Source organism: Actinoallomurus sp. NPDC052308 (genome assembly GCF_040679195.1).
GTDB lineage: Bacteria > Actinomycetota > Actinomycetes > Streptosporangiales > Streptosporangiaceae > Actinoallomurus > Actinoallomurus liliacearum.
Map to the genome: position 1 here is coordinate 1 of NZ_JBFAUM010000037.1, position 23366 is coordinate 23366.

Consider the following 23366-nt stretch of genomic DNA (forward strand, 5'->3'; position numbering starts at 1 on the left):
GTTCGAACAACTCCCACAACTCATCGGGAACCAGACGCTCCACCATCGACACGGCAGGATCCTACTGATCACCCCAAATGAAACGACGTCTAAGGCGCTGATCAGGGTGCGTCCGCGGGCTTCTTCACGAAGCCGTCCGCAGAGTTGAGGCGACGCGAAGGACGGTGGACCACTCGGTTGGGGTCGGGTCGACCTGGGTGTGCGCGGTGAATAGGGGGTTGAGCGTTACTTCGGCAGATCGGCGGAGCCGGGTCGATAGTCGGCATGCCGGCCGTCGATCAATTCGAAGCCGAGCACGTCCCACTCGCCTTGCACTCGCCACAGCAGCCGGGACGACAGATGTGCGACGTAAGGGTTGATCATCGCTTCCATGTCCTGGTTCCAGCGCCGCGGGTAATCGCGGTGCAGCCCCTTCACGACGGAGCCGGACTCGGTGACCAGTATCGCGGCCACCGCAGAGTTCAGTCCCTCGGAGACAGTCTTCGCCGACCACACCGTGCCGGTGTGCTTCTCGACCGCTGCTCTCGTCTCACCAGGAAGGTCGCCCCAGTGGATGCGTTCGACCGCCATAGGTCCCCCCTTGCTGGCCGTGACGAAGGGCCGTCCCGCGGCATCGTAGAGCTGTCCTGCCTCCGGCGGTGGCCAGTACGGCTGGTCGTAAGTAGCGGTCAACACACTTATGACCAGCGGTAGGTATTACTCCTCGGTGGCGGATTCAAGTTCGCCGGCGTGGACGGCGAGGGTGGCTCGGCGTTTGCGCAGGGTGGCTACGCGTTCGTTGACCGACAAGGTCTTGTGGGGGTCGGCGTTGACGACGGGGATGCCGCGTTCGGCGGCGCTCTGCGCTAGGGTCTCGCCGACCTGGGGCATCGTGCACAGGGCGAGGCTGGAGAAGAGGCCGGCGGCGACGGTCTTCTCCTTGCGGATGCGGCTTCGGTAGACGATCTCGCAGGCCACCCGGTCCGGCAGCTCGCCCTCGGGGGCGTCCTCCATCCGGTCCTCCAGGTCCACGGACATGGCCATGACGATCTGGAGGACCTTGGTGACGGCCCACTTGCGGCCGGGGACCGGGGGGAGCCGGTTGCGCAGGTCGTCGATCGCGAAGTCCCAGATGGCGCCGCTTGCGAGTTCGGCCGCCGTGCGGGTGCGGACCTCCAGGACACGCTCCCACTCGACGTCGTCGCCGTCGAAGCCGATCTCCTTCGGCCCCACCGCGATCGCGCCGAAGCTGTCCAGTGGGGACAGCAGCTTGCCGATCAGGGCGGGTGCCTTCGGGTGCCGGGTGATGAGCGCGCCGATCGACAGGCGCCACTCCTCCGTCAGGGGAAGGACCGGCGGCGGGACGGACCTGAGCTGTTCCATCACCCAGTCGTTGCCGTCCTTGGCTGCCGCGGCGGCGGTGCCGCCGACCTGGGTCGCGCCGCGTCCGGTGGCACGGACCGCGTGTGTCCCGGTGTCGAGTGCCGCCGACGCCGTACGCCGCACGTCGCCCACGCGGTCCCTCAGGCCCATCGGATCCCTCCCGTTCCCCGTCGGTGCGGAGAGCCTACTGGGGCAAACTGCGGGCTTTCGGGCGGCCATGAGCCTCCCCGGCGTAGGCCCTACAGGTCGGCTGCGGCGCGGAGGACGGCGGACCATTCGGTCGGGGTCGGGTCGACCTGGGTGTGGGCGGTGAACAGCGGGTGGAGCTCCACGTCGGGGGCCTTGCCGGTGGCGGGGTCGAGGCGGTGCGCCAGCGCGAGCATGTCGGGCACCGGGTCCTTGCCGAGGCGCTTGGCGATGGCGGCGAGGAGGTCGTCGAGTGCGGCGGAGTCGTCGAGGGGCGGGAAGGTGACCGCTTCGCCGCAGTGGCGGGTCTGTTCCTCGTACCGGTCCGCCCAGAACTCCACCTGCCAGCCGGGCCACAGGTCCGTCAGCTTGGGCAGCAGGCCGGGGACGGGCTCGATCGACCACGCGCCGGCGGTGCGGGAGCGGACGTCGACGTGCAGGCCGCCGTCCGGGATGACGGGCAGGGTCACCTGGGCGAGGCCGTCTGCGGGGAGGCGGTCCAGCAGGCCGGGGCCCTGCCAGGCGCTGTGGTCGTCCGCCCAGTCGAACGGGTACACGAGGAGCCGGCCCGCCTCGTCCCGTACGGTCACCAGGTGCGGCGGCCAGTCCTTCGACGGGTTGGGCTGCAGGTCGTCCGGCATCTCCGGGTCACCGGCGGCTCGGACGATGGCGCGGTCGAGGCCGACGTGGGCGGCGAAGTCGCCCAGGCCGTCGTACGCCCAGCGGACGTCCCAACCCGGCCAGGTGCGCGACAGCAGGCGCGCGAAGACGCGCTTGGCCGGCAGGTCCAGCATCAGTTCGTCGCCGTAGAAGAGGAGCCGGCGGGTGCGATGGTCGACCAGGGCGCCGCCTTCGGCCCAGATGTCGTCGAGCCATTCGTCCTGCGCGGACTGGTGCTGCGCGGTGATGAAGCGGGTGGCCGCCTCGGGGCCGGCGATCAGGACGGAGCAGATCCGGCCGGCGGCCCAGTGGTCGTAGTACAGCCGCCAGCCGGTGTCGTCGACCAGGACGAAGTTCGCGCGCTGCCCCATGGCGTTTCATCCTGGCGCGCGTCGGGCGCCCACGCCACGGGATTACGTGGTCGCGGCCGCCGCGCGGATCGTACGGGGGCTTCGGCGCCTTACCGGCTCCGCCACAGGGCCGCGGTCTCGCTGGTCGACTTGATGGTGACGGGCGCGCCGTGCGGGGCGGGCCATGCCTGGATCAGGTACTCCTCGACCGGGTCGCCGTCCGTACGGGGGTCGCCGTCGTCGCGGTTGCGGCCGTGGACGCGTAGCCGGTAGTCGCCGGGGCCGGGCAGGTCCAGCCGCTCGGCGGGGTCGTCGCCGCTGCCCGTCGTACCGAAGTCCAGGAACGCGGATCGCCAGGCGACCGAGACCTCGGCGATGTCCTGCCAGTCGTCGGCGGCCGGGGGCGGGGCGTCGTCCCAGAGTTCGGCGGTGACGGCGATGTCGCCGATCTCCTGGCCGCAGATGACGCGGGCGCCGTCGCCGTCGGGGTCGGCGTCGACCAGGCCCGTCGTGGACCAGTCCGGTTCGAACTCCGTCACCAGGTCCTCGCCGACCAGGTCGACCGTGGACGCGTCCACCCACACCTCGGCGGAGGTCCGGCGAATCAGAGTCGGCATGGCACCGGGTTCCTTGCTCGTACGGGAGGGGCTCTGGGAAGACCGTTACTGGATGTTCAACCTGATCGGGTGGGAGGCGTCGACCGGGCAGGTGAAGACGCGGAGCTCGCCGAAACGGCCGACGACGATGTCCGGGTCGCCGCCGCTGTCCATGGTCAGGAACACCCGCATGCGCGCGCCGCAGGAGCAGTCGATGACATGGAGGTCGGTGAGGTGCCAGCTGGGCCAGCCACCGACCTTCCACCCGGGGAGGCAGGCCAGGACGCGGTGGAACTCGATGTCGCGCTCCTCCGCCCAGCGGTCGCCCTCGTCGTAGAGGTCTTCGGGGAGTTCGTCGCTGTCCGGGAGGTCGACGACCTCGGTCGGGGCGACGGTACAAGGGTGTGGGAGGTACGACTTGTCGGCTCGGTCCGGTCGGGGCGGGTCGAGCACCGTCTCCACCATGGACGACGACCGGTACCGCAGTTCGACCGTGGGTCCCCAGTAGTACGGCTGGCCCGGGAGGTCGCTGTGGTCGTTCGGGCACCACAGCACCTGCAGCACGTCCGCCCCGGCCGGCCAGTGGTCTCCCGGTACGTCACGGGCGTACAGCTGGAGAACGGGGACCATCGGCACGCCCGGGCCGGAGGTGTCCTGCACCGTCCGGGACCTCTCCCAGTTGGTCAGGTCGAGCATCGACGCGCCCGCCATGATCTCGTCCTGGATCCGGGCCTCCTCTTCCGTGAGCACGTAGCCCTGGCCCGGGTTCTGCCGGCTCCGTTCCTTCACGGCGCGGTCGATCCGCTGCCAGGTGTCGCGTTCCTCATCCGTCAGCTTCTCGCGCACCTCCTTCAGGTGGGGCGCGGGGCAGACCGGCCACGGCTCGTCCGCCGGCCACAGCGGCGGCCCGCCGACGGAGCTGTCACCGGCGCCGGGCGTACCCGCCGTCGGCCGCAGCAGGGTCGCCGGGCGGGCGTGGGCCGCGAACGCGGGGATGTCGGCGATCAGGGACTCGGCGGATACCGACAAGGTCGCGATCCTCTCCGTGGCGGTACGACGAGTCCCTGATCATGGCATACGGCGTGCGGGTCGTCTCCGGCGCCGACGGCCGTCCAGAACCGGTGATAAGCGGTCGCGGCCGGTTCAGAACGGACGGTGGGTGGGCTGGTAGGTGAGGCGGACGAGGCCGTCACCGACGGTGCGGGTGTCGACCAGGCGCATGGGTTTCTGGTCGCTCGTCCTGCCGAAGAGACGCTCACCGTCCCCGACCGCGATCGGGCAGATGATCAGCCGCAGCTCATCGACGAGGTCGTGCTCCATGAGCGTGGGCACGAGCCGGCCGCTGCCGTAGACGACGATGTCTCCGTTCACCTCCTGCTTCAGCCTCGACACCTCGTTCACCACGTCGCCTTCCAGGACCGTCGAGTTGGTCCAGTCGAGGTCTGCGAGGGTCGAGGACACGACGTACTTGGGCAGGCTCCTCAACCGGTCCGCCCACTCGTCGCTCCGGGACGCCCACCCCCGCGCGACGAACCACTCGTAGGTCCGTCGCCCCAGCAGCAGAGCCTCGGTGCTCAGCGCCTCCTCGAACTCGACCTTGGCCCACGCCTCGCGGTCCTTGCTGCTCAGCCGGTCGAACCAGCCGGCGAACCTGGAGCCCTCATCACCGGTCGGGTTCTGCATGACTCCGTCGAGTGAGACGCTCTCGCTGATGACGATCTTTCCCATGTCGGTCTTCCCTTCGTCGTGTCGTCGACTGCCGCTGATCTAGACGCGGCGACGTCGGGAAAAGGGGCGCTCGTCGACCGCCTCCTTCGTCCCTCGGCCGGCGTCCGTACAGGATGGAAGCGCGGCAGGACGTGGGAGAGGTGGCGAGAGTGGAGCTGGTGGGAGCCGATCTGATCAGCAGGGCGCGGGCCGGGGACGGCGAGGCGTTCCGGGCGCTGACCGAGCCGTACCGCCGCGAGCTACAGGTGCACTGCTACCGGATGCTCGGATCGTTCCAGGACGCCGAAGAGGCTCTCCAGGACACCTTGTTGTCGGCCTGGCAAGGTCTTGGCGGGTTCGACGGGCGCGCCTCGATCCGCACCTGGCTCTACCGGATCGCCACCAACAAGTGCCTCAGCGCGCTTCGCTCGGCCAGCCGACGCCCGGCCAAAGAGTGGAACATCCCCGGGGTCGAACCGCCCGAGCCGACCCGCCTCGGCGAAGTCGTCTGGCTCGAGCCGTATCCCGACGCCCTCCTCGACGGTGCGATCAATCTGCCGCTCGGCCCGGAGGCCCGCTACGAACAGACCGAGTCCGTCTCCCTGGCCTTCGTGACCGCCCTCCAAGCTCTGCCACCCCGCCAGCTCGCCGTCCTCATCCTGCGTGACGTCCTCGGATTCCGCGCGAACGAGGTGGCCGACATGCTCGACACGACCGTCGAATCGGTCAAGAGCGCCCTCAAACGGGCGCGCGCCGGCCTGCAGCGCCGGCGGTCGACGGCCGCCGACAGGGAACCGCCTCCCGCCACCGGCTCACCCGCCGAGGACGCGATCGTGGCGAACTTCGTTCACGCCTGGGAGGCCGCCGACATGGACGCGCTGGTGGCCCTTCTGACCGACGATGTCTTCATGTCCATGCCACCGCTGCCCCTCGAATACGAGGGCCGAGACGTCGTGGCCCGTTTCTGCACCGGCATGTTCGGCTCTGGCCGGAGGTTCGACCTCGTGCCGACGCGGGCCAATGGTCAGCCGGCGTTCGGCGCCTACCTGCGCGCTCCTACCGGCATCCGCCACGGAACCGGCCTGTTCGTCCTCACCCTCACCGGCGACCGGATCTGCGCCATGACCCGCTTCGAGAACAGCGTGCTCCCATCGTTCGGGCTGCCACGAACACTCCCAAGCCGATAGCCGGCCTCCGGCGGAGGAACCCGGTTGTCCACCGATCGGTGGACGGCAGGTTCGACCGGTCGATGCTGTCGGCGGCAATGGCCCCGCGACCAGCATGAACGGCATGAACAATCCCTCTGTACGTGTGGCGCGGTGGAGCGCGCGCCGCCCCTGGCTGGCGATCGCCGGGTGGCTCCTGTTCGTGGTGGTGTGCCTGGGCGCCGGGATCGCGGTGGGCGGTCGCGCCGCGACCTCCGAGGACTACCGGGTGGGCGAGGCCGGGCGGGCCGAGGCGATGGCCGCGAGCGGCGGCCTGCAGCAGAAACCGCTCGCACCTGCTGCGCATCTTCGCCAAGCTCGACGTCACCGACCGCACCCGCGCGGTGGTGATCGCGCTGGACCAGGGCCTGTTGAGGCGTCCGTGACGGGCCGGCACCGAGCTTGATCATCCGGCTTGCCGGGCGAACGGCGGTCGTCCTACAGTGAGATCACTTCTAAGAGGCGCTCTCCCGGAAGTACGCCGCAGAGCGGGAGCGTCCCACCTTCACCAGGTGCCGAAGGGGCGGCAGGTGTATTCGTCGACCCTTCCCTTCGGAGGTTCTGATCCATGAACGTCGGTATCGGCCTGCCCATCGGCGACCCGGCCACTCTGCTCGACTGGGCGCGGCGCGCGGACGCCGGACCGTTCAGCACGCTCGGCCTGCTGGACCGCCTCGTCTTCGACAACCCCGAGCCCCTGATCGCGCTGGCCGTTCTCGCCGGTGCGACATCGCGTGTTCGCGTGCAGACCGAGGTGCTGCTGGCGCCGCTGCGTGACACCGCCCTGCTCGCCAAGCAGGCCGCCACCCTCGACCGGATGACCGGGGGCCGCCTCGTCCTCGGCCTGGGCATCGGCGGTCGGGAGGACGACCACCAGGTCGCGGGCGTCCCCGTCAGCGCCCGCGGCCGCCGGCTCGACGAGCAACTGACGGTGCTGCGCCGCATCTGGGCCGGCGAGCCGTACGGCGACGAGGTCGGGCCGATCGGTCCCGCGCCCGCCCGGACCGGTGGGCCCGAGGTGCTGTTCGGCGGGTTCAAGCCGGTCGCGCTGGAACGCGTCGCGCGCTGCGGCGACGGCTTCCTCGCCGCCGCGCCGCCCTCCTGGGCGGGCGGGCTGTTCGACACCGTCCGTACGTTCTGGAAGGAGTACGGCCGCGACGGCGAACCCCGCATCGTCGCCCAGGTCAACGCCGCGCTCGGCCCGCAGGACGTGGTCGACGACGCCCGCGCCCGCATGCACGCGTACTACACCTTCACCGGCATGGCCGACCGGATGGTCGCCGGGATGCTGACCACGCCCGGCGAGATCCGCGACGCGATCGCCGCCTTCACCGACCTCGGCGCCGACGAGGTCATGCTCTACTGCTACGGGCTCGACCCGGCCCAGGTGGACCGCCTCGCCGACGTCCTCTGAAGCCGGACGCGCGACCGGTGACTCGTGTCGGCGGCTCGGCGGTCGGACCGCCGAGCCGCCGTACGGTCCGGTCAGCCGCAGAACGCGGCCTCGGTGACCTTCTTCAGGTCGGCGCGGAAGTTCGGGTCGGCCTGAAGCTTCTCGTCCGTCTGGTTGTAGGAGATGATCGCCTGCCGCTTACCGTCCTTGCTGGTGTACGCCCAGGTCCGGTAGCCGGGCCAGCCGCCGTCGTGGCCCCAGGCGCTGCCGCAGCGGAGGCGTACGCGGTAGACGCCGAGGCCGTAGTTCTCCGGGGTGCCATCGTCGATGACCGCGCGGGTCGTGGTCAGCTCGCGCTGCTGGGCGCGCGGGAGCAGCCGACCGGTGAACAGGGCCCGGTGGAACTTCGCGACGTCGTCCACGGTGGAGATCATGCCGCCGGAGGTCCAGCCGCTGGACGGGCTGATCAAGGTGCTGACGTCGCCGTACGAGCCGTAGTAGCCGTGGACGTACGGGCCGGAGAAGCCGGTGCCTTGCGGCATCGAGGTGTGCTTCAGGCCGAGCGGCCGGATGATGCGCCGGCCGATCTCGGATTCCACTCGATGCCCGGTGACCTTCTCAATGATCATCCCGGCGAGGATGTAGTTGGTGTTGGCGTAGCTCCAGCCCTTGCCCGGCTCGAACAGCGGCTTCTTCTCCAGCGCGATGTCGACCAGTTCCTGCGGCTTCCACACGCGCTCGGGCTGCGTCTGGATTCGCGGGTCCAGGGCGTACTCGTTCAGGCCGCTGGTGTGCTGCAGCAGGTTCCGTACCGTGATGTGGCGGCCGTCGTTGCCGCCCGCCCGCACGACGCCGGGCAGCCAGTGGTCCACGGTGTCGTCCAGGGAGAGCCGGTGCTCGGCCACCAGCTGCAGCAGCACGGTCGCGGTGAACGTCTTGCTGATGCTGGCGATCCTGATCTGCGAACGGGGGTCCATCGGGGTGCCGGTCTCCTGATTCGCGACACCCGCGCCGAGGTGCGCGACCTTGTTCCCCCGGCGCGTCATCACGATGACGCCGGGCTGCCCGTCGGCGACGAGGCGGTCGACGGCCGTCCGCAGCCCCTTCGGCTGCCGCCCGTCGGCCGTACCGCTCGTGGCCTTCGTGGGGGTCTGGCGGTCGGCCGCGTACGCGAGCGGTGCGCCGACGGTCGTGACGACCGCCGCCGCGAGCAGACCGGCCGTCGCACGTCGGGCCACAGTTCCAGCGCGAGCCATTACGTCTCCAGGTTCAGGGTGTGTCGGTGACGTGATCAACTCTGCTGGACGGCGGGTGGGTCGCACATTGGCCCCAACCGGCGTATCCGCAGGTGTACCTGGCAACACCCCGGGCTCGTGCGGGCCGTGGGGTGGTGCCGCCGGTCAGGCCGGGCGGGTGACCTGGTTGAGGAGCGGCTCTCCGGCGGCGAACCTGCGCAGTTGCTCGGCGATCAGGCGTTCGGCGCGCGGGTAGAACGTCGCGGAGCCGCCGCCCACGTGCGGGGTGATCAGGACGTTCGGCGTCGACCAGAGCGGGTGGCCGGGCGGGGGTGGCTCGGGGTCCATGACGTCGAGGGCGGCGCGCAGCCGGCCCGAGCCGGTCTCGGCCAGCAGGGCGGCCGTGTCGATGGTGCCGCCGCGGCCGACGTTCACGACGAGGGCGTCTTCGGGCAGGGCGGCGAGCAGGCGGGCGTCGAGGAGGCCGGTGGTCTCGGCCGTGAGCGGCACGGTGGACACGAGGATGTCGGTGTCCGGGAGCAGATCCGGGAGTTCGTCGACGCCGTGCACCGACTCGTCCGGGCGGGGACGGCTCGCCACGCGCCGTACCGTCGTCTCGAAGGGCAGCAGGCGGGCCTCGACGGCGGCGCCGATCGAGCCGTACCCGAGCAGGAGCACCCGCGAGCCGGCGAGCGAACGGGTGAAGTGCGGCCGCCAGCGTTCCCCGGCCTGGTCGCGGACCCAGCGGGGCAGCTCGCGCTGCGCGGCCAGGATCAGGCCGACCACGTGCTCGGCCACGCTCGCGTCGTGCAGGCCCCGGCCGTTGCACACCGTGACGCCCGGCGGGACGTGCGGGAGCAGCGCGTCGACGCCGGCGCTGAGGCTCTGCACGACCTCCAGCTTCGGCATCCGGCCCGCGAGCCGGACGGTCGCGGGTCCCTTCGCGTACGGCAGCACGTAGAGCCGGACTTCGGACAGGTCCGCCGGGGCCGGGCCCGTACCGGCGTAGACGCCGACGGTCAGGGAGTCCGGCCAGCCGCCCATCAGGTCGGCGACGTGCGGCCAGGGCACGAGCGTGTCGGGCGGGACGCTCAACGAGGTGACCTCCCGTACGGGCGTGGCGCGGGGCAACGACATCGGCGCCGCCGCGGTACGGGCGGCGCGGCCGTCACCGGGCGGCCGCCGCCTGCCCGCCGGTGGCGTCGTCGGGCCAGCCTACGACGGGCGGCGCGGCGAGCCGGCCCCGGGTGCCGAACGACTGCACGCGCCGAAGGCGGCCCGGGGAACCGGCCGAGAATTGCGTCCGCCCCTCCCCCCGGGCGAACACGCCGTATCCGGAAGAATCACCGAGCTCCGGCGGATTTCAGCGACTAGCCGGAGAAGTCCGTCACGTTCCAGTGCGTACCCGCGTTCCTGTTGCACATTTCAGCGACATAGCGCGGCGTGAATCCATTCTGCTGGGCGTACGCGTTGATGCCCGCGACGGATTGGCAGATACCGCCCGCCCGCCAGAGGACGCCGGCCTGCGCAGACGGACTGGACGCCCAGGCCAGACCGGTGATCGTCATTGCCGCGAGCGTCGCACCGACGCCCTTTGTCTTCGAGATACGCATGGTCACACTCCTTCGTGAATTGACTGGCACACGTCTACAGTGGCCATTTCTCTACGGTCCACTGACCTGGACATCGTCGCGCTGTTCGACAGGGGCCGGCGGCTGGAGGAGAAGTGCCGCGCAGGCGACCATCGCGGCCACGGCCAGGAACGCCGGGGCCAGCGCTCTCATCGGCCGGTGGCTGTGCCGCAGCGGGTTCTCCACCACGTGGTACGAGGCGGTCGCGACGACGGCCGTGGCGATCGCGGCCACGACGACCCGCTCCGTGGCGGGCCACTGCGGGCGTTCGGCGGCGAGGAACACCCAGATCGGCCAGTGCCAGAGGTAGAGCGAATAGCTCACCTTGCCGACGGCGACCAGCGGCCGTGAGCCCATGACCCGCGCGGGCAGCCCCTCCGGGGTGAGGACGAGTGAGCCGATGAGCGTGGCCGCCGCGGCCCCGGCGACGGCCAACTGCCAGGTGTACAGGCCGCGGTCGTTCAGGTTCGCGGTCGACCAGAGGCAGGCGAGGCAGGCGCCGGCGAGGACGCCTGCCGGAGCGGTGACGCGGGCGGGCAGCCTCCGATCGACGACCGCCGGAGAAGTGGAGAGCACGGCGAGCAGCGCGCCCAGCGCCAGCCCGCCGGCGCGGCAGTCGGTGCCGAGATAGGCGCGATCCGGCGCCCCGGGCAGGAACAGCAGGTGCATCGCCGTGTACGCGCATCCGGCGCACAGCAGGGCGGCGCAGGCCAGCACCCGGCGCGAGCCGACCGTACCCATCAGCACGACGAAGACCAGCGGCCACACCAGGTAGTACTGCTCCTCGACCGCCAGTGACCACAAGTGGTTGAGCGGTGCCCGGTCGACGGGCATGCCCCAGTAGCCGACCTCGGCGAAGATCGAGTACCAGTTGGAGCCGTACACCAGCGCGGCGAGGGTCTGGGAGTTGACGGTGTGGCGCATCGGCGTTCCGGCGCCCAGATGCATCCAGACCTGGACCGCCACCAGCACCGCCAGCACCGCCGGGAACAGGCGACGGGCCCGGCGACCCCAGAACACCGCCAGCCGGGTGGTCCCGGTCCGGGCGCGTTCCGCGAGCAGGAGCCGGGTGATCACATAGCCCGAGATGACGAAGAACAGGTCGACGCCCAGGAAGCCGCCGTGCAGCGGGAGACCGAAGTGGTAGGCGATCACGGCGAGCACCGCGAGCGCGCGCAGTCCGTCCACCGCGGGGATGTGCGACACGCGGGCGATGCGTCTCCGGCCGTCGGCGATGGGTTCCGGTTTTGTGGTCAGGCGGCCGCGGGACCGGGGGACGCCGGCACTGGGCGCCCCCGAGAGGCGGGCCGGTCGTGACGGGACCAGGTCCGGCACCGGGTTCCGGCGGCGCGGGTGGTCAGGACGCATGGGCGTGCAGATCGGCGTGGATCGAGTTGAGGATCCACGCGGCCAGCCGGTCGCGCGCGACCGGGGCGGGGTGACCGGTCTCGTCGTAGACGGGGATGCCGGAGATCACCGCTGGGCAGTCCTTGTCGTCGGCGCACATCTGGCCGTGCAGGTCGAGCAGTCGAACGCCCGGGTTCCGTTTCGCGGCGGCTCGCAGCGCGGCGTTCATCGCGTTCGACCAGCGCCCGTTGGTCTCGTTCCAGTACGGCTTCGCGTAGTCGGTGACGGTCGTCAGGAACACGCGGGCCCCGCCCGCCCCGAGTACACGGACGGCACGGTCGAGCTGTGCGTCGAACCGCGTCCGGAACACCGGATCGGTGATGGACGTCGGGTGGTCCTGCCCGGGAAGCTGCTGCGGGTTGTGGGCGTCGTAGATCCCGGATTCCAGCAGCACCGCCGTCGGGTGGACCCGGGCGACCAGGGTCCGCCAGGACTCCGGCCAGTCGTTGCACGCCGGCTTGGGGAAGAGCCGTCCCGACTCCAGGACCTTGGCGGGCTGCATGATGCCACAGCCGCCCCGGCCCGCCGGGATCACGGTGTTGTGCCGGTCCCGGTCCGCGTCGGCGACCTTCTCCATCCCGATGCCGAGGGAACGGCCCCAGGAGTCCCCGACCACGAGAACGCTCAGGTCTCGGACCTCGGGACGCAGCGCCGCGTCGCCCAGCGGCAGAACCGCCGGGCCCGCCCCCGACCGTACGGGTGGTCGCGTCGCCGCCCGGCAGCCGGTGCCGCCTCCCGGCAACAGGCCGACCGCGCAGCAGCCGGCCGCCGCCGCGCGCAGAGTCGCCCGCCTCGTGATGCCGATCACTGGCTCTCTCCTCCTCGAGTGAGCGCGTGTCATCCGGTTCGGTGGCCGACGGCCGTCCACAGGGTGCTGAGGATCCAGGTGCCGAGCCGGTCGTGGGCCGGGGCGGTCGGGTGGCCGGTCTCGTCGTAGACGTCCATGCCGTGGACGCGGGCCGGGCAGTCGTCGTGCGCGCACAGTTGGCGCCGTACGTCGAGCAGATGGACATCGCGACGGGCGTTCCGCCGGACGACGGTCTCCACCTGCCGGTTCATCTCTCGGGCCGTACGGCCCTCGGCGCCCTTGCCGATCACAGCGGTGCCCACGTAGACAGCGGCGCCCTGGGCGCGCAGCAGACCGATGGCCCGGTCCATGTTCGCCTGGTACCGCTGCCGGAACACCGGGTCGCCGAGGTCACGCGGTCGACCGCCGTCGATCACCTGGGGCGTCTGGTCCCAGTACGCGGTGTACAGCACGACGGCCTGCGGCCGGTACCGCTCGACCAGCCGAGGCCACTGTTCGGGCCAGGTCCGGCAGGCCGGCCTCGTCGCCGTGAGCCGGCCGCCCGGCGCCTCCCCCGTCGGCAGCATGATGCCGCAGCCACCCTGAGCCGCGTTGACCACCGTGTATCCGCGCGCCTTACCCGCGTCCGCCATGCCGACGCCGAGGTTGCGCGCCCACGAGTCGCCCACCACGAGGACGGTCAGCCCCTTGGCCTGCGGGGCCGGGCCCGGCAGACCCAGCGGTGGAGCGCCCGCCTCCGCCGCGTTCCTCCCGTTCGCCGACGGAGGAGCCTCTCTCGTCGGATGGCCGCAGCCGACGGCGCCGCCGAGCAGCATCGCGACCGCGCCCACACCCATCGACCGGATAATCCGCACGTCGCCCCCGCCAGGCCGCCCCGCCACAAGATCAGACAGAGACGTAACCGAACGTGATCATCCCTAATCCGAGCGCGAGCCGATCGGTTGGCAAACATCGGTTCCGCAGGACGCAACGTGCGACGGGTGCGACCTGACCGGTTGACGCAAGATCATCTTCTGCGCTTGGCTGGCTCGTCCCCCGACTGGATGAGGTGGCAGTGAAGAAGCAACTCGTTCTGGGCGCCGCCGGACTACTGGCGCTGACGGCCTGCGGCTCGGGACCGGCCGGGCGGAAGACCGCGCGGGCGGCTCCGGTCGCGCGGGGCGTCCAGGTCACGGCAGGTGATACCTACCGGAACTACGCCGACCTGGCGCGGCACGAGAAGGAGGGCCTGGACTACAAGCGTGTGCAGAGGACGCCGCGCGGCGCGAACGTGGCGCAGATCGCGATCCACGGCGGCCTGATCGAGTCGCCGACGTCACAGCTGGCCGACTACGCCGCGAGCTATGGGCACGACGCCTACTACTCGTTCATGGGCATCAAGAAGTCCGGCAACCAGACGCTGCACATCACCGCGACCCACTTCGACGAGCCCTGGGCGCTGAAGCTCGTGAAGGCCTCGAAGTACACCGTCTCCTGGCACGGGGCCAAGGGGGACCGCCCGGTGACGTACGTCGGCGGCCGGGACACCGTGCTCGTCAAGAAGATCATCAAGGCGCTGAACGCCAAGGGGTTCAAGACGGCGGCGCCGGCGTCGAAGATCGAGGGCCAGGACCCGAAGAACATCTGCAACCGGAATCAGCGTGGCAAGGGCGTGCAGTTGGAGATCAGCACGGCGCAGCGGAAGGCGTTCTTCGCGGGCGGACGGCTGGACCTGGCCTGGATCGCGAACCCCGCCCACCGCACGAAGGCCTTCTACGCCTACGTGAAGGCGGTGGACAGCGTCCTCTGAACCCGGAGAGGACGCGGCGTGGTCAGCGGCCGCTGTGGGCGGTGCGCCAGCGGCCGGGTGACAGGCCCTCCTGGCGCTGGAAGAACGTGGTGAAGTTCGCGGCGTCGTCGAAGCCGAGGCGTTCGGCGCAGCGGGCGACGGGCAGGTCGGTGTGGGCGAGGAGGCGTTTGGCCTCCAGCAGGATCCGTTGGTCGAGGAACCGCTTGGCGCCCACGCCGGCGGTCGCCCGGGTCGCCCTGGTCAGGGTACGCGGGCCGTGGCCGAGGGCGCGGGCGTAGTCGCCGACGTGGTGCCACCGGGTGAAGTGCTCCTCCACGGCGGCGCGGTAGCGGCGGAAGACGGTCTCGTCCGTGGGCGCGGCCGGGGCGGGCGGCTCGGCGGGGTGCACCCGCAGCACGAGGGCCGCGAGCAGGTGGGCGAGGACGGCGGGCGAGGCCAGGCACGGGTCGGCGACGGCCGCCGCGTGCTCCTGGGCCAGGTGGTCCGCCGCTCGTACGCTCAGCTTCCAGGTGGGCTCGTCGAGGCGCCGGCCGGCCGGCGCGAAGGCGTCCGCCGCGGCATGGGCGGCGGGGCCGGCGGGCACGAAGCCCTGCTCGAACAGGATCAGCGGGCCGTCGAGGTCGTCCACGTCGGTCCAGCGGTGGACGACGCCGGGCCGAATCCACACGACGCTGCGCTCGCGCAGGTCCTGGTCGACGAAGTCGGCCGTGTGCCGTCCGGTGCCCGACCGTACGAGGGCGAGGACGTGGAAGTCCGGCCGCTGCGGCCGGACGCGCCGGCGGCCGGGGTCCATGCGCCGCAGCCCTTCGAAGCTCAGCACCTCGACGCCGAAGCCCGCTCCGGGCGCCGGGGAGTAACGCAGTTGCCGGACACCGGGGACCTGACCGTTTTCCACAATGACGACGTACCTTTCCACCGTGTGCCCCGCCGACCGTGACCCTAGCGTTGAACTCGCACCTTCGCAGGAGGCGATGGGTGAACATCTGGTTCCGACGGTCCCGTACGGACGGCCGGACGTCAACGGAGGAGATCACGGTGCGGACGGAAACCACAAACGGTGGCGCGATCGAGGTGCGGCGGCGGAGCGGAGTCGGGCCGACGCTGGTTCTGCTGCACTACTGGGGCGGGTCCGCGCGGACCTGGGACGCGGTCGTGAACCGGCTGCCGGCCGGGCGCGACGTCGTCCGGTTCGACCAGCGCGGCTGGGGTTCGTCACGCCGGCTGCCCGGCCCGTACGACCTCGACCGGCTCGCCGACGACGCCCTCGAGGTCGTAGCCGGCCTCGGTCTGGAGCGGTACGTCCTGGTCGGGCACTCGATGGGCGGGAAGGTGAGCCAGCTCGTCGCCGGGCGGCGTCCCTCCGGGGCTGCGGGGGTCGTGCTGGTGGCTCTGGCGCCGCCGCGGCCGCCCGCCATGGTCACGCCCGAGTATCAGCGGATCCTCGCCCGGGCGTACGACTCGCCGGAGAGCGTGGAGCAGGCGCTCGACCACGTCCTGACGGCGGTTCCGCTGGACGCGGCCGTCCGGGACGCCGTCGTACGCGACAGTCTCGCGAGTGACGCCGACGCGCGGCGGGAGTGGCCGCTCAGGGGCATCGCGGCGGACGTCTCGAAGGCCGTCGACAGGATCGACGTGCCCGTTCTCGTGCTGGCGGGCGAGCGGGACCGGGTCGAACCGCCGGCCGTCCTGCGCGAGCACCTGCTGCCGGTCATCCCCCACGCCCGGCTCGAGGTCGTCCCGAAGGCCGGGCACCTGCTGCCGCTCGAGGCGCCCGACGCCGTCGCCTCGCGGCTGGAGGAGTTCGCCGCGCGCGACGTGCGGGTTTGAGGGGATTCGTACGGGGATGACCTCCACCGGGCGGTGATTTTGGAGGGATCATCGTGTTGGAGGTCATCGGGGCCGGGTTCGGGCGTACGGGGACGCTGTCGTTGAAGCTGGCGCTGGAGCGGCTCGGGTTCGGGCCCTGCCACCACATGACCGTGCTCATCGACGATCCGGAGCAGATCGACCGGTGGACGCGGGTGCTCGAGGACGGCGACCCGGACTGGGACGAGGTCTACCGTGGCTACCGCGCGACCACCGACTGGCCCGGGGTCGCGTTCTGGCGGCAGCTCGTCGAGCACTACCCCGAGGCCAGGGTGATCCTCACCGTCCGCGACCCGAGGAGCTGGTACGAGAGCGCCCACGAGAGCATCTTCCGCGCCACGGCGATCCACCCGGCCGATCCGCTCGGCGCACGACGGCGGCGGTTCGTGCAACGGCTGGTGTGGGACGGCGACTTCGGCGGCCGGTTCGAGGACCCCGAGCACGCGATGGCGGTGTTCACCGCGCACAACGACGCGGTACGCCGCGAGGTCCCGGCCGACCGGCTGCTGGAGTTCCGCGTCAGGCAGGGCTGGGGGCCGCTGTGCGACTTCCTCGGGGTGCCCGTTCCCGGTGAGGCGTTCCCGCGCACCAACGACCGTCAGGAGTTCGCCGAACGGGTCGCCCAGCGGGAAGGGCGGTGAGGCGTCCCGCGCGGAGCTGCCGGCGCGAGATCCTCTCCGACGCGGGAGTGCCGGCCGGCGCGTGACCGCGAGCAGGCCCACCGTGCGCCGGTTCGCCGCGTACGACCGAGCCGGTTGAGGTATACAGCGCAGATGAGCGACGGCGAGATCTCCCGGCTCTACCACGAGGCCACCGGCTTCGGCTCCGGACGGCCACCGCGGCCGGACTTCCCCGGGTTCGTTCCGTCGGATCCGCGGAACCGGCCGCACCCGTTCAAGCGCTATCCCGGCGCACCGGTCCGCGACCTTCCCACGGACCTTCCGCCCGGCGGGGCGCCGGCGGTCGCGGCGCTGTCCGGACGGGTGCCGCCCGGACGGACCGGCGTGGACCTGGAGTTCCTCGCCCGGCTGCTCTTCTACGCCACGGGGGTGACGCGGCGGACCGTCGTCCAGGACCGGGACATCTGGTTCCGGACCGCGCCGTCCGCCGGCAACCGGCACCCGGTGGAGATGTACGTCGCCGCCGGGGCCGTCCAGGGGCTGGAGCCCGGCCTGTACCACTTCGCGCCGGACGTGTTCGGCCTGGAGGAGCTGTCCCCGGGGGACTGCCGCCCGGCCATGGCCGGTGCCGCCGCCGCGTCCGAGGTCGCGGCCGCTCCGCTGGTCCTCGTCCTCACCGGGATCCCCTGGCGGACCGCGTGGAAGTACGGCGAGCGGGGCTGGCGGCACGTGTACTGGGACGCGGGGACAGCCCTCGCGAACCTCCTCACGGTCGCCGAGGCGTACGGGGTCCGGGCCCGCGTCCTGCTGGGCTTCGAGGACTCCGCACTCTGCCGGCGGCTCGGGATCGACGACACGGCGGAGTTCCCCGTCGCGATGGTCGTCGTCGGCGGTCCCGGCGAGGCGACCGATGCGGAGGCGGAGGCGTGTGCGCCGCCGGGACTGGCGGCGGTTCCGCTCTCCCCCGCTCCGCTGGAATTCCCGCTGATCAGCCGGGTGCAGCAGGCGGGCGAGCTGGCGACGGCCGAACAGGTGAAGGCCTGGCGGGCGACGGCTCGCCTCGGGCCGCCGACCGCGCGGGACGGGGCGGAGCCGCCCGCATCGGCGTCGGAGGAGCCGATCGAGTCGGTGATCCTGCGGCGCGGGTCGACGCGGCGGATGCGGCAGGAGGTCCTGCCGGCCGAGCTACTGGAGTGGGGGATGGCGGTGGCCACCCGTCGGCTGCCCGCCGACGCCGTCCCGGCCGGGGCGACGCCGCTCTCCCACCAGCTCGACGTCCACGCGATCCAGGACGTCGAACCCGGGCTGTACCACTGGGCCGGCGGACGGGCGGAGCCGTACCGGACCGTTCCGGAGGCCGCGGTCCGGCGGCTGAGCCGGTACCTCTGCCGGAACCAGGCGCTCGGCGGCGACTCGGCCTTCACCGCCTTCATGTGCGCCGACCTGGACCGGGTGTTCGAGGCGTACGGCGACCGCGGTTACCGCGTCGCGCAGCTCGAGGCGGGGGTGGCCGCCGGGCGCCTGCAGCTCGCGGCGTTCGCCCTCGGGTACGGCGCCACCGGCCTCACTTTCACCGATGACGACGTGTCGGCGGCGTTCGGCAGCGGCGCGGCGTGCATGCTCGCCGTCGCCGTCGGGAGCCCCGCCTACCGGAGCCGGCCGGGCGGTCCGCCCGGCCGGCCCACGCGGGTGCGGATCTGAACTACGAGATGACGCTGTTGATCCAGTTGTAGTAGGCGCCGACACCGGTGTAGGCGTCCGGGCCGCCGCCGCAGATGTCGCTGACGCCGCGGCTGTCCACGCCCTCGAGCCGCCAGCGCCCGTCGACCAGCATCAGCAGCGGCGAACCGGAGTCACCGCCGCAGGGGCCGCGGACGCCCTCCGGGTTGTCGGTGCAGACGTCGCCGGGGTAGGCGCCCCACGCGTCGCTGCCGTTCTCGTCGACGTGGCACTTCGGCGTGCTCAGCGGGAGGACCGTGGTGTCGAGCTGCTGCAGCCGGGTCGGCAGCTGGCTGGGGTCGCTCGCCTCGTTGGAGGTGTAACCCCAGCCGATCTCCCGGACCTTGATGCCCGGGTCGGGCAGCTTCCAGTCCAGGGGAACGGTCTTCTCGGGCTGCGGGGTGGTGAGGTGGACGAGGGCGATGTCCTTGCCGAGGCTCTTGTCCGGGTAGTTGATGAAGTCGGGGTGCACGACGATCTTGTCGATGTTCGAGACCGTGCCGCCCGTGGTCCGGTCGTTGGAGCCGACCCGGACGTGCAGGAGCGAGGGGTCCCAGGGCACGGACGTGCTCGAGTCCGAGCCGATCGTCGTGACGCAGTGCCCGGCGGTGACCACCCAGTCCTTACGGATCAGCGCGCCGCCGCAGCGGTGGGAGTTCGGGACCCCGTTGCGGGTGTACTGCAGCGAGATCATGAAGGGGTAGTTCTGGGTCGCCGTCCCGCCGCCCACGATCTTGGGCGAGGGGTCGCCGGTCGTGTCCGCGGTCGCGGCGGCGCCGGTGGTCGCCAGGGCGCCGGCGACCACGGCCGCCGTCGCCAGCACGCGCGCGAACGTCCGTCGCCGGTCGGTGGAGGGGGTGGCCAGAGTCGATGTCATCGTCCGCTGACTCCTCGTCACATCGTCTGTCAGGGGGGTGGATGTGAAGGGGCCGCGCGACATGTCCGCCATCGACCCCGCGCCGGACGTTACCGGCCGGGATCACGAAGTTGATCTTGAAGATTATGTGATCTTGGTCTCGTCCAGGCGACCGGCGACGGGCCGGAGCGGGGCAGACGCGCAGGTGGGACCGGTCGGGAGCCGGGTCAGGCGCGGAGGTAGGACAGTTCGGGGAAACGAGCCTCGTACCGCTCCAGGAGACGGCGGGCCACGGTCACGGAGTCGACGAGCGGGTGGGTGGCGAGGGCGCGCAGCGCGGCCGGGCGGGAGCCGGTGGTCGCGGCCTCGAGGACCGCGCGCTCGACCGCCTTGATCGTGGTGACGAGGGCGAGCTGGTGGTCGGCGAGCGGCGCGCAGGCGACCGGGCGGGCGCCGTTGGCGTCGACCAGGCACGGCACCTCGACGACGGCGTCGTCGTCCAGGCCCGGCAGGGCGCCGCGCCCCCGGACGTTGAGGATCAGGGTCGCGCGCTCGTCGTGCGCGATGGCGCGCATGAGCGCGAGCGCGACGTTCTCGTACCCGCCGGACTCCAGGTCGCAGGACTCGCGCTCGCCGGCGCCGGCCGCCTCGCGGTTCTCCGCCATGTAGGTGGTCTCGCGAGCCATCCGGGTGGTCTCCCACGCTTCGAGCGCGGAGCCGGGCGAGTCGGACGTACGGGCGTAGAAGTCGCGCTGCTGGTCCAGGACGAGCGCGCCGCGGGTGCGCTCGGCGGTACGGGCGGCGGCGACCGCCTCGCGGGCGAAGTAGTAATAGTGCAGGTACTCGTTGGGGACCGCGCCGATGGCCCGCAGCCACTCGCCGCCGAACAGCCGTCCCTCCTCGAACGACGCCAGCGCCGCGTCGTCGGCCAGCAGCTCGGGAAGGACGTCACGGCCCTCGACGCGGACGGCGCGCAGCCAGCCGAGGTGGTTCAGCCCGGCGTAGTCGAACCACGCGCTGCCCGCGTCGACGCCGAGCGCGGCGGCGACGCGGCGGCCGAGGCCCACGGGTGAGTCGCAGATGCCGATCACGCGGTCGCCGAGGTGGCGGGACATCGCCTCGGTGACGGTGCCCGCCGGGTTGGTGAAGTTGATGACCCACGCGTCCGGGGCGACCGCGGCGACGCGGCGGGCGATGTCGACGGCGACGGGGACCGTGCGCAGGCCGTACGCGATGCCGCCCGCGCCGACGGTCTCCTGGCCGAGCACGCCCTCGTCGAGGGCGAGCCGTTCGTCGGCGGCGCGGCCGTCGAGCCCGCCGACGCGGATGGCGGAGAACACGAAGTTCGCGCCGGTGAGCGCCTCGTCCAGGTCGGTCGTCGCGGTGACCACCGGGGCGTCCGGGTGGCCGGCCGCCTGCTCGGCGAGGACCTGACGGATCACGGCCGAACGTGCGGGGTCGAGATCGTACAGGACCACGTCGGTGACGCGGCCCTTGCCACGGTCGGCCAGGAGCGCGCGGTACACGAGCGGCACCCGGAACCCGCCGCCGCCGAGGATCGTCAGTCGCATGATCCCGAGGCTAACTCGCGTAAAGGTCGCGTGAGCGCCGGGTGGGGCGTTCGGCGGCCCGATAGCGTTGATAACGCTCAGGTCACGGTCGATCAGGGGCGAGGGCAGGGTGGGTGAGCGGTACCCAGACACCTCACAGCAAGCCCCCAGGGCGCGGAGAGTTTCGGGAGTTATCCCTAAGGAAAGAACGCGGCAGGGGGGTGCGATGCGTAGATTGTTGTGTTTGGTGATGTCGGCCGTGCTGCTGGCCGGCTGCACCACGGCTCACGGAAAGACGCCCCAGGTCGCGGCGGAGACCCGAACCGCCGGGACCCCCCACCCATCCCCGACGACCAGTGCTCCTCCGACGCCTCTCCCGAAGGGCACGCCGACCGCCAAGACCTTTCCCGAGGGCCGCCACGTCGGAGCGATCTTCTCCCACGACACCTCGGGCACCCACTTCTGCACGGGGAGCACGGTCGACAGCCCCAACCACAACCTGATCATCACCGCCGCGCACTGCCTGCACGGCGGCAAGGGCAGTGACTACACCAGCGACCTCGTCTTCGTCCCCGGCTACCACGACGGCAAGGCCCCGTACGGGGTCTGGAAGATCCGTACGCTGCTCGTCGACACCCGGTGGGCCCACGACTCCGACGAGGACCTGGACGTCGGCTTCGCCGTGGTCGCCCCGCTGAACGGCCAGAACGTGGGCGACGTCGTCGGCGTCAACGCGCTCGGCATCGACCCCGGCTTCCGCAACGTCGTACGGGTCACGGGCTACCCGATGCGCTCCGACAAGCCGATCACCTGCGTGAACGCCACGAGCAAAGAGGACACCTACCAACTGCGCTTCGCCTGCGACGGGTACCTCCCCGGCACCAGCGGCAGCCCCTTCCTCGCCGACTACGACGCGAACACCCATACGGGCAAGGTCGTCGGCGTGATCGGCGGCCGGGACGAGGGCGGCGACGAGGACGACGTCTCCTACAGCTCCTACTTCGACGACGACGTTAAGCACCTCTACGACGAAGCGGTACGGGAAAGCGCGCCGCAGTAACACATGATGGGGTCATGGACGTCGACGTCATCGTGATCGGGCTCGGACCGGGCGGCGAAGAGGTGGCGGGCGGTCTGGCCGCCGCCGGCCTCGCGGTGGTGGGCATCGAGGACCGCCTGGTGGGCGGCGAGTGCCCCTACTGGGGCTGCATTCCCAGCAAGATGATGATCCGCGCGGCGGACCTGCTGGCCGAGGCCCGCCGCGTCCCCGGCATGGCCGGAGAGGCGGACGTCCGGCCCTCCTGGGCCCCGGTCGCGAAGCGGCTGCGCGAGGCCACCGACAACTGGGACGACAAGGTCGCGGCCGGCCGGTTCACCGGCAAGGGCGGCACGCTCGTGCGCGGCAAGGGCCGGATCACCGGTCCGGGCGAGGTCACCGTCGAGGGCCGGGTGTTCCACGCCCGCAAGGGCATCGTCATCTCGAACGGCACCGCCCCCTCCGTACCGCCGATCGACGGCCTGCGCGACACGCCGTACTGGACGAACCGGGAGGCGATCGAGGCCACCGAGGTCCCCGAGTCGCTGATCGTGCTGGGCGGCGGGGCGATCGGCGCGGAGCTGGCCCAGGTGTTCGCCCGGTTCGGCAGCCGGGTCACGGTGGTCGAGGCCCTCCCCCGGCTGCTCTCCGTGGAGGAGCCCGAGGCGGGCGACCTGCTGCGCGAGGTCTTCGAGGCCGAGGGCATCACCGTACGGACCGGCGCGAAGGTCGAGCGGGTCCGCCACGACGGCGACGGGTTCGTCCTGAACGATGACCTGCGGGCCGAACGGCTGCTCGTCGCCACCGGCCGCCGTACCGACCTCAAGGCGCTGGGCGTCGCGGCGGTCGGCCTGGACGAGGACGCGCGGTTCGTGGACGTGGACGACCGGCTGCGCGCCGCCGACGGCGTGTGGGCGCTCGGCGACGTCACCGGGAAGGGCGCGTTCACGCACGTGTCGGTGTACCAGGCGCGGATCGTCCTACGGGAGATCCTCGGCCAGGACGGGCCGCCCGCCGACTACCGGGCGCTGCCGCGCGTGACCTTCACCGACCCGGAGATCGGCGCGGTCGGGCTGACCGAGCAGCAGGCCCGGGACCAGGGAATGGACGTGCGCGTGTACCGGACGGACCTCGCGAAGTCCGCGCGCGGCTGGATCCACGGGGCGGAGGGCTTCATCAAGCTGATCGAGCACGACGGCGTGCTGGTCGGCGCGACGTCGGCCGGGCCGGTCGGCGGCGAGGTCCTCGGCGCGCTGGCCGTCGCCGTCCACGGCGAGGTGCCGGTGGAGCGGCTCCGACACATGATCTACGCGTACCCGACGTTCCACCGCGCCATCGAGGCCGCCCTCTTGGAGGACTGAGCCGGGAACCCGGCGCGGTGGGCGCGCGT

At 71.7% G+C, this 23366-nt stretch carries 23 protein-coding genes; 8 read left to right on the plus strand and 15 right to left on the minus strand.

Annotated elements, in window-relative coordinates; genetic code table 11:
* Nucleotides 1-225: 225 nt before the first annotated feature.
* The 6 genes from AB0L00_RS41445 to AB0L00_RS41470 all read right to left on the minus strand — a co-directional run bounded on the left by AB0L00_RS41445 (nt 226) and on the right by AB0L00_RS41470 (nt 4882).
* Nucleotides 226-570, minus strand: a complete 345-nt coding sequence (locus AB0L00_RS41445; protein WP_364443176.1) for a hypothetical protein — start codon at nt 568-570, stop codon at nt 226-228.
* Between the two features lie 126 nt (nt 571-696).
* Nucleotides 697-1512, minus strand: a complete 816-nt coding sequence (locus AB0L00_RS41450) for a hypothetical protein (protein ID WP_364443177.1) — start codon at nt 1510-1512, stop codon at nt 697-699.
* A gap of 89 nt (nt 1513-1601) precedes the next feature.
* Nucleotides 1602-2579 carry a hypothetical protein gene (locus AB0L00_RS41455; RefSeq protein ID WP_364443178.1) on the minus strand — a complete coding sequence of 326 codons (978 nt, stop codon included), beginning with the start codon at nt 2577-2579 and terminating at the stop codon, nt 1602-1604.
* An 89-nt stretch (nt 2580-2668) separates the two neighbouring features.
* Nucleotides 2669-3175, minus strand: coding sequence for a hypothetical protein (locus AB0L00_RS41460; RefSeq protein WP_364443179.1), 507 nt, complete (start codon nt 3173-3175; stop codon nt 2669-2671).
* A 45-nt stretch (nt 3176-3220) separates the two neighbouring features.
* Nucleotides 3221-4183: a hypothetical protein gene (locus AB0L00_RS41465; RefSeq protein ID WP_364443181.1), complete on the minus strand. Its 963-nt coding sequence runs from the start codon at nt 4181-4183 to the stop codon at nt 3221-3223.
* Between the two features lie 114 nt (nt 4184-4297).
* Nucleotides 4298-4882 (minus strand): dihydrofolate reductase family protein, encoded by a 585-nt coding sequence (locus tag AB0L00_RS41470; RefSeq protein ID WP_364443182.1) that lies wholly within the window; start codon nt 4880-4882, stop codon nt 4298-4300.
* Nucleotides 4883-5031: 149 nt separating this feature from the next.
* Here AB0L00_RS41470 and AB0L00_RS41475 point away from each other — a divergent pair, with 149 nt between their 5' ends.
* Together AB0L00_RS41475 and AB0L00_RS41480 are read left to right on the plus strand one after the other, a co-directional pair.
* Nucleotides 5032-6048 carry a sigma-70 family RNA polymerase sigma factor gene (locus AB0L00_RS41475; protein ID WP_364443184.1) on the plus strand — a complete coding sequence of 339 codons (1017 nt, stop codon included), beginning with the start codon at nt 5032-5034 and terminating at the stop codon, nt 6046-6048.
* Nucleotides 6049-6634: 586 nt separating this feature from the next.
* Nucleotides 6635-7480 carry an LLM class flavin-dependent oxidoreductase gene (locus AB0L00_RS41480; RefSeq protein WP_364443185.1) on the plus strand — a complete coding sequence of 282 codons (846 nt, stop codon included), beginning with the start codon at nt 6635-6637 and terminating at the stop codon, nt 7478-7480.
* A 71-nt stretch (nt 7481-7551) separates the two neighbouring features.
* Here the strand turns inward: AB0L00_RS41480 and AB0L00_RS41485 are convergent, their stop codons facing one another.
* The 6 genes from AB0L00_RS41485 to AB0L00_RS41510 form a co-directional block, all read right to left on the minus strand.
* Nucleotides 7552-8697, minus strand: coding sequence for a serine hydrolase domain-containing protein (locus AB0L00_RS41485; RefSeq protein ID WP_364443187.1), 1146 nt, complete (start codon nt 8695-8697; stop codon nt 7552-7554).
* 162 nt (nt 8698-8859) lie between these two features.
* On the minus strand, nt 8860-9738 hold the full coding sequence (locus tag AB0L00_RS41490) for a 2-hydroxyacid dehydrogenase (RefSeq protein WP_364443249.1): 879 nt from the start codon (nt 9736-9738) through the stop codon (nt 8860-8862).
* A 326-nt stretch (nt 9739-10064) separates the two neighbouring features.
* On the minus strand, nt 10065-10307 hold the full coding sequence (locus AB0L00_RS41495) for a hypothetical protein (protein ID WP_364443188.1): 243 nt from the start codon (nt 10305-10307) through the stop codon (nt 10065-10067).
* Between the two features lie 51 nt (nt 10308-10358).
* A complete protein-coding gene (locus tag AB0L00_RS41500; RefSeq protein WP_364443189.1) occupies nt 10359-11693 on the minus strand; it encodes an acyltransferase in 1335 nt (444 codons plus the stop codon).
* Nucleotides 11683-12540 carry an SGNH hydrolase domain-containing protein gene (locus tag AB0L00_RS41505; RefSeq protein WP_364443191.1) on the minus strand — a complete coding sequence of 286 codons (858 nt, stop codon included), beginning with the start codon at nt 12538-12540 and terminating at the stop codon, nt 11683-11685. The genes AB0L00_RS41500 and AB0L00_RS41505 overlap by 11 nt, the downstream gene beginning before the upstream one ends.
* Before the next feature lie 29 nt (nt 12541-12569).
* Nucleotides 12570-13376, minus strand: coding sequence for an SGNH hydrolase domain-containing protein (locus tag AB0L00_RS41510; protein ID WP_364443193.1), 807 nt, complete (start codon nt 13374-13376; stop codon nt 12570-12572).
* A 218-nt stretch (nt 13377-13594) separates the two neighbouring features.
* Here AB0L00_RS41510 and AB0L00_RS41515 point away from each other — a divergent pair, with 218 nt between their 5' ends.
* Nucleotides 13595-14329 (plus strand): poly-gamma-glutamate hydrolase family protein, encoded by a 735-nt coding sequence (locus AB0L00_RS41515; protein WP_364443194.1) that lies wholly within the window; start codon nt 13595-13597, stop codon nt 14327-14329.
* Nucleotides 14330-14351: 22 nt separating this feature from the next.
* On the opposite strand, the gene AB0L00_RS41520 is transcribed toward AB0L00_RS41515, so the two are convergent.
* Entirely contained in the window at nt 14352-15224 is an 873-nt protein-coding gene (locus AB0L00_RS41520) for an AraC family transcriptional regulator (RefSeq protein WP_364443195.1), read from the minus strand.
* A gap of 140 nt (nt 15225-15364) precedes the next feature.
* On the opposite strand from AB0L00_RS41520, the gene AB0L00_RS41525 reads away from it, so the two are divergent.
* From AB0L00_RS41525 to AB0L00_RS41535, 3 genes are all read left to right on the plus strand, one after another.
* Nucleotides 15365-16156 carry an alpha/beta hydrolase gene (locus AB0L00_RS41525; RefSeq protein WP_364443196.1) on the plus strand — a complete coding sequence of 264 codons (792 nt, stop codon included), beginning with the start codon at nt 15365-15367 and terminating at the stop codon, nt 16154-16156.
* Between the two features lie 53 nt (nt 16157-16209).
* Nucleotides 16210-16836: a sulfotransferase family protein gene (locus tag AB0L00_RS41530; protein WP_364443197.1), complete on the plus strand. Its 627-nt coding sequence runs from the start codon at nt 16210-16212 to the stop codon at nt 16834-16836.
* 132 nt (nt 16837-16968) lie between these two features.
* Nucleotides 16969-18516: a SagB/ThcOx family dehydrogenase gene (locus tag AB0L00_RS41535; RefSeq protein WP_364443198.1), complete on the plus strand. Its 1548-nt coding sequence runs from the start codon at nt 16969-16971 to the stop codon at nt 18514-18516.
* A 1-nt stretch (nt 18517) separates the two neighbouring features.
* Here the strand turns inward: AB0L00_RS41535 and AB0L00_RS41540 are convergent, their stop codons facing one another.
* Both AB0L00_RS41540 and AB0L00_RS41545 read right to left on the minus strand, forming a co-directional pair.
* Nucleotides 18518-19411: a serine protease gene (locus AB0L00_RS41540; protein ID WP_364443200.1), complete on the minus strand. Its 894-nt coding sequence runs from the start codon at nt 19409-19411 to the stop codon at nt 18518-18520.
* 206 nt (nt 19412-19617) lie between these two features.
* A complete protein-coding gene (locus AB0L00_RS41545) occupies nt 19618-20961 on the minus strand; it encodes a 6-phospho-beta-glucosidase (RefSeq protein WP_364443202.1) in 1344 nt (447 codons plus the stop codon).
* Between the two features lie 223 nt (nt 20962-21184).
* Here AB0L00_RS41545 and AB0L00_RS41550 point away from each other — a divergent pair, with 223 nt between their 5' ends.
* Together AB0L00_RS41550 and AB0L00_RS41555 are read left to right on the plus strand one after the other, a co-directional pair.
* Nucleotides 21185-22000 (plus strand): serine protease, encoded by an 816-nt coding sequence (locus tag AB0L00_RS41550; RefSeq protein ID WP_364443203.1) that lies wholly within the window; start codon nt 21185-21187, stop codon nt 21998-22000.
* A 14-nt stretch (nt 22001-22014) separates the two neighbouring features.
* Complete coding sequence (locus tag AB0L00_RS41555) at nt 22015-23337, plus strand: NAD(P)/FAD-dependent oxidoreductase (RefSeq protein WP_364443205.1); 1323 nt, start codon at nt 22015-22017, stop codon at nt 23335-23337.
* Nucleotides 23338-23366: the final 29 nt, after the last annotated feature.

Bases quoted from the DNA above. Each gene is read 5' to 3' on its own strand.
- AB0L00_RS41545 (WP_364443202.1), bottom strand. From the start codon at position 20,961: ATGCGACTGACGATCCTCGGCGGCGGCGGGTTCCGGGTGCCGCTCGTG.
- AB0L00_RS41445 (WP_364443176.1), bottom strand. From the start codon at position 570: ATGGCGGTCGAACGCATCCACTGGGGCGACCTTCCTGGTGAGACGAGA.
- AB0L00_RS41540 (WP_364443200.1), bottom strand. From the start codon at position 19,411: ATGACATCGACTCTGGCCACCCCCTCCACCGACCGGCGACGGACGTTC.
- AB0L00_RS41455 (WP_364443178.1), bottom strand. From the start codon at position 2,579: ATGGGGCAGCGCGCGAACTTCGTCCTGGTCGACGACACCGGCTGGCGG.
- AB0L00_RS41555 (WP_364443205.1), top strand. From the start codon at position 22,015: ATGGACGTCGACGTCATCGTGATCGGGCTCGGACCGGGCGGCGAAGAG.
- AB0L00_RS41495 (WP_364443188.1), bottom strand. From the start codon at position 10,307: ATGCGTATCTCGAAGACAAAGGGCGTCGGTGCGACGCTCGCGGCAATG.
- AB0L00_RS41500 (WP_364443189.1), bottom strand. From the start codon at position 11,693: ATGCGTCCTGACCACCCGCGCCGCCGGAACCCGGTGCCGGACCTGGTC.
- AB0L00_RS41510 (WP_364443193.1), bottom strand. From the start codon at position 13,376: ATGGGTGTGGGCGCGGTCGCGATGCTGCTCGGCGGCGCCGTCGGCTGC.
- AB0L00_RS41480 (WP_364443185.1), top strand. From the start codon at position 6,635: ATGAACGTCGGTATCGGCCTGCCCATCGGCGACCCGGCCACTCTGCTC.
- AB0L00_RS41490 (WP_364443249.1), bottom strand. From the start codon at position 9,738: ATGGGCGGCTGGCCGGACTCCCTGACCGTCGGCGTCTACGCCGGTACG.
- AB0L00_RS41450 (WP_364443177.1), bottom strand. From the start codon at position 1,512: ATGGGCCTGAGGGACCGCGTGGGCGACGTGCGGCGTACGGCGTCGGCG.
- AB0L00_RS41470 (WP_364443182.1), bottom strand. From the start codon at position 4,882: ATGGGAAAGATCGTCATCAGCGAGAGCGTCTCACTCGACGGAGTCATG.
- AB0L00_RS41460 (WP_364443179.1), bottom strand. From the start codon at position 3,175: ATGCCGACTCTGATTCGCCGGACCTCCGCCGAGGTGTGGGTGGACGCG.
- AB0L00_RS41535 (WP_364443198.1), top strand. From the start codon at position 16,969: ATGAGCGACGGCGAGATCTCCCGGCTCTACCACGAGGCCACCGGCTTC.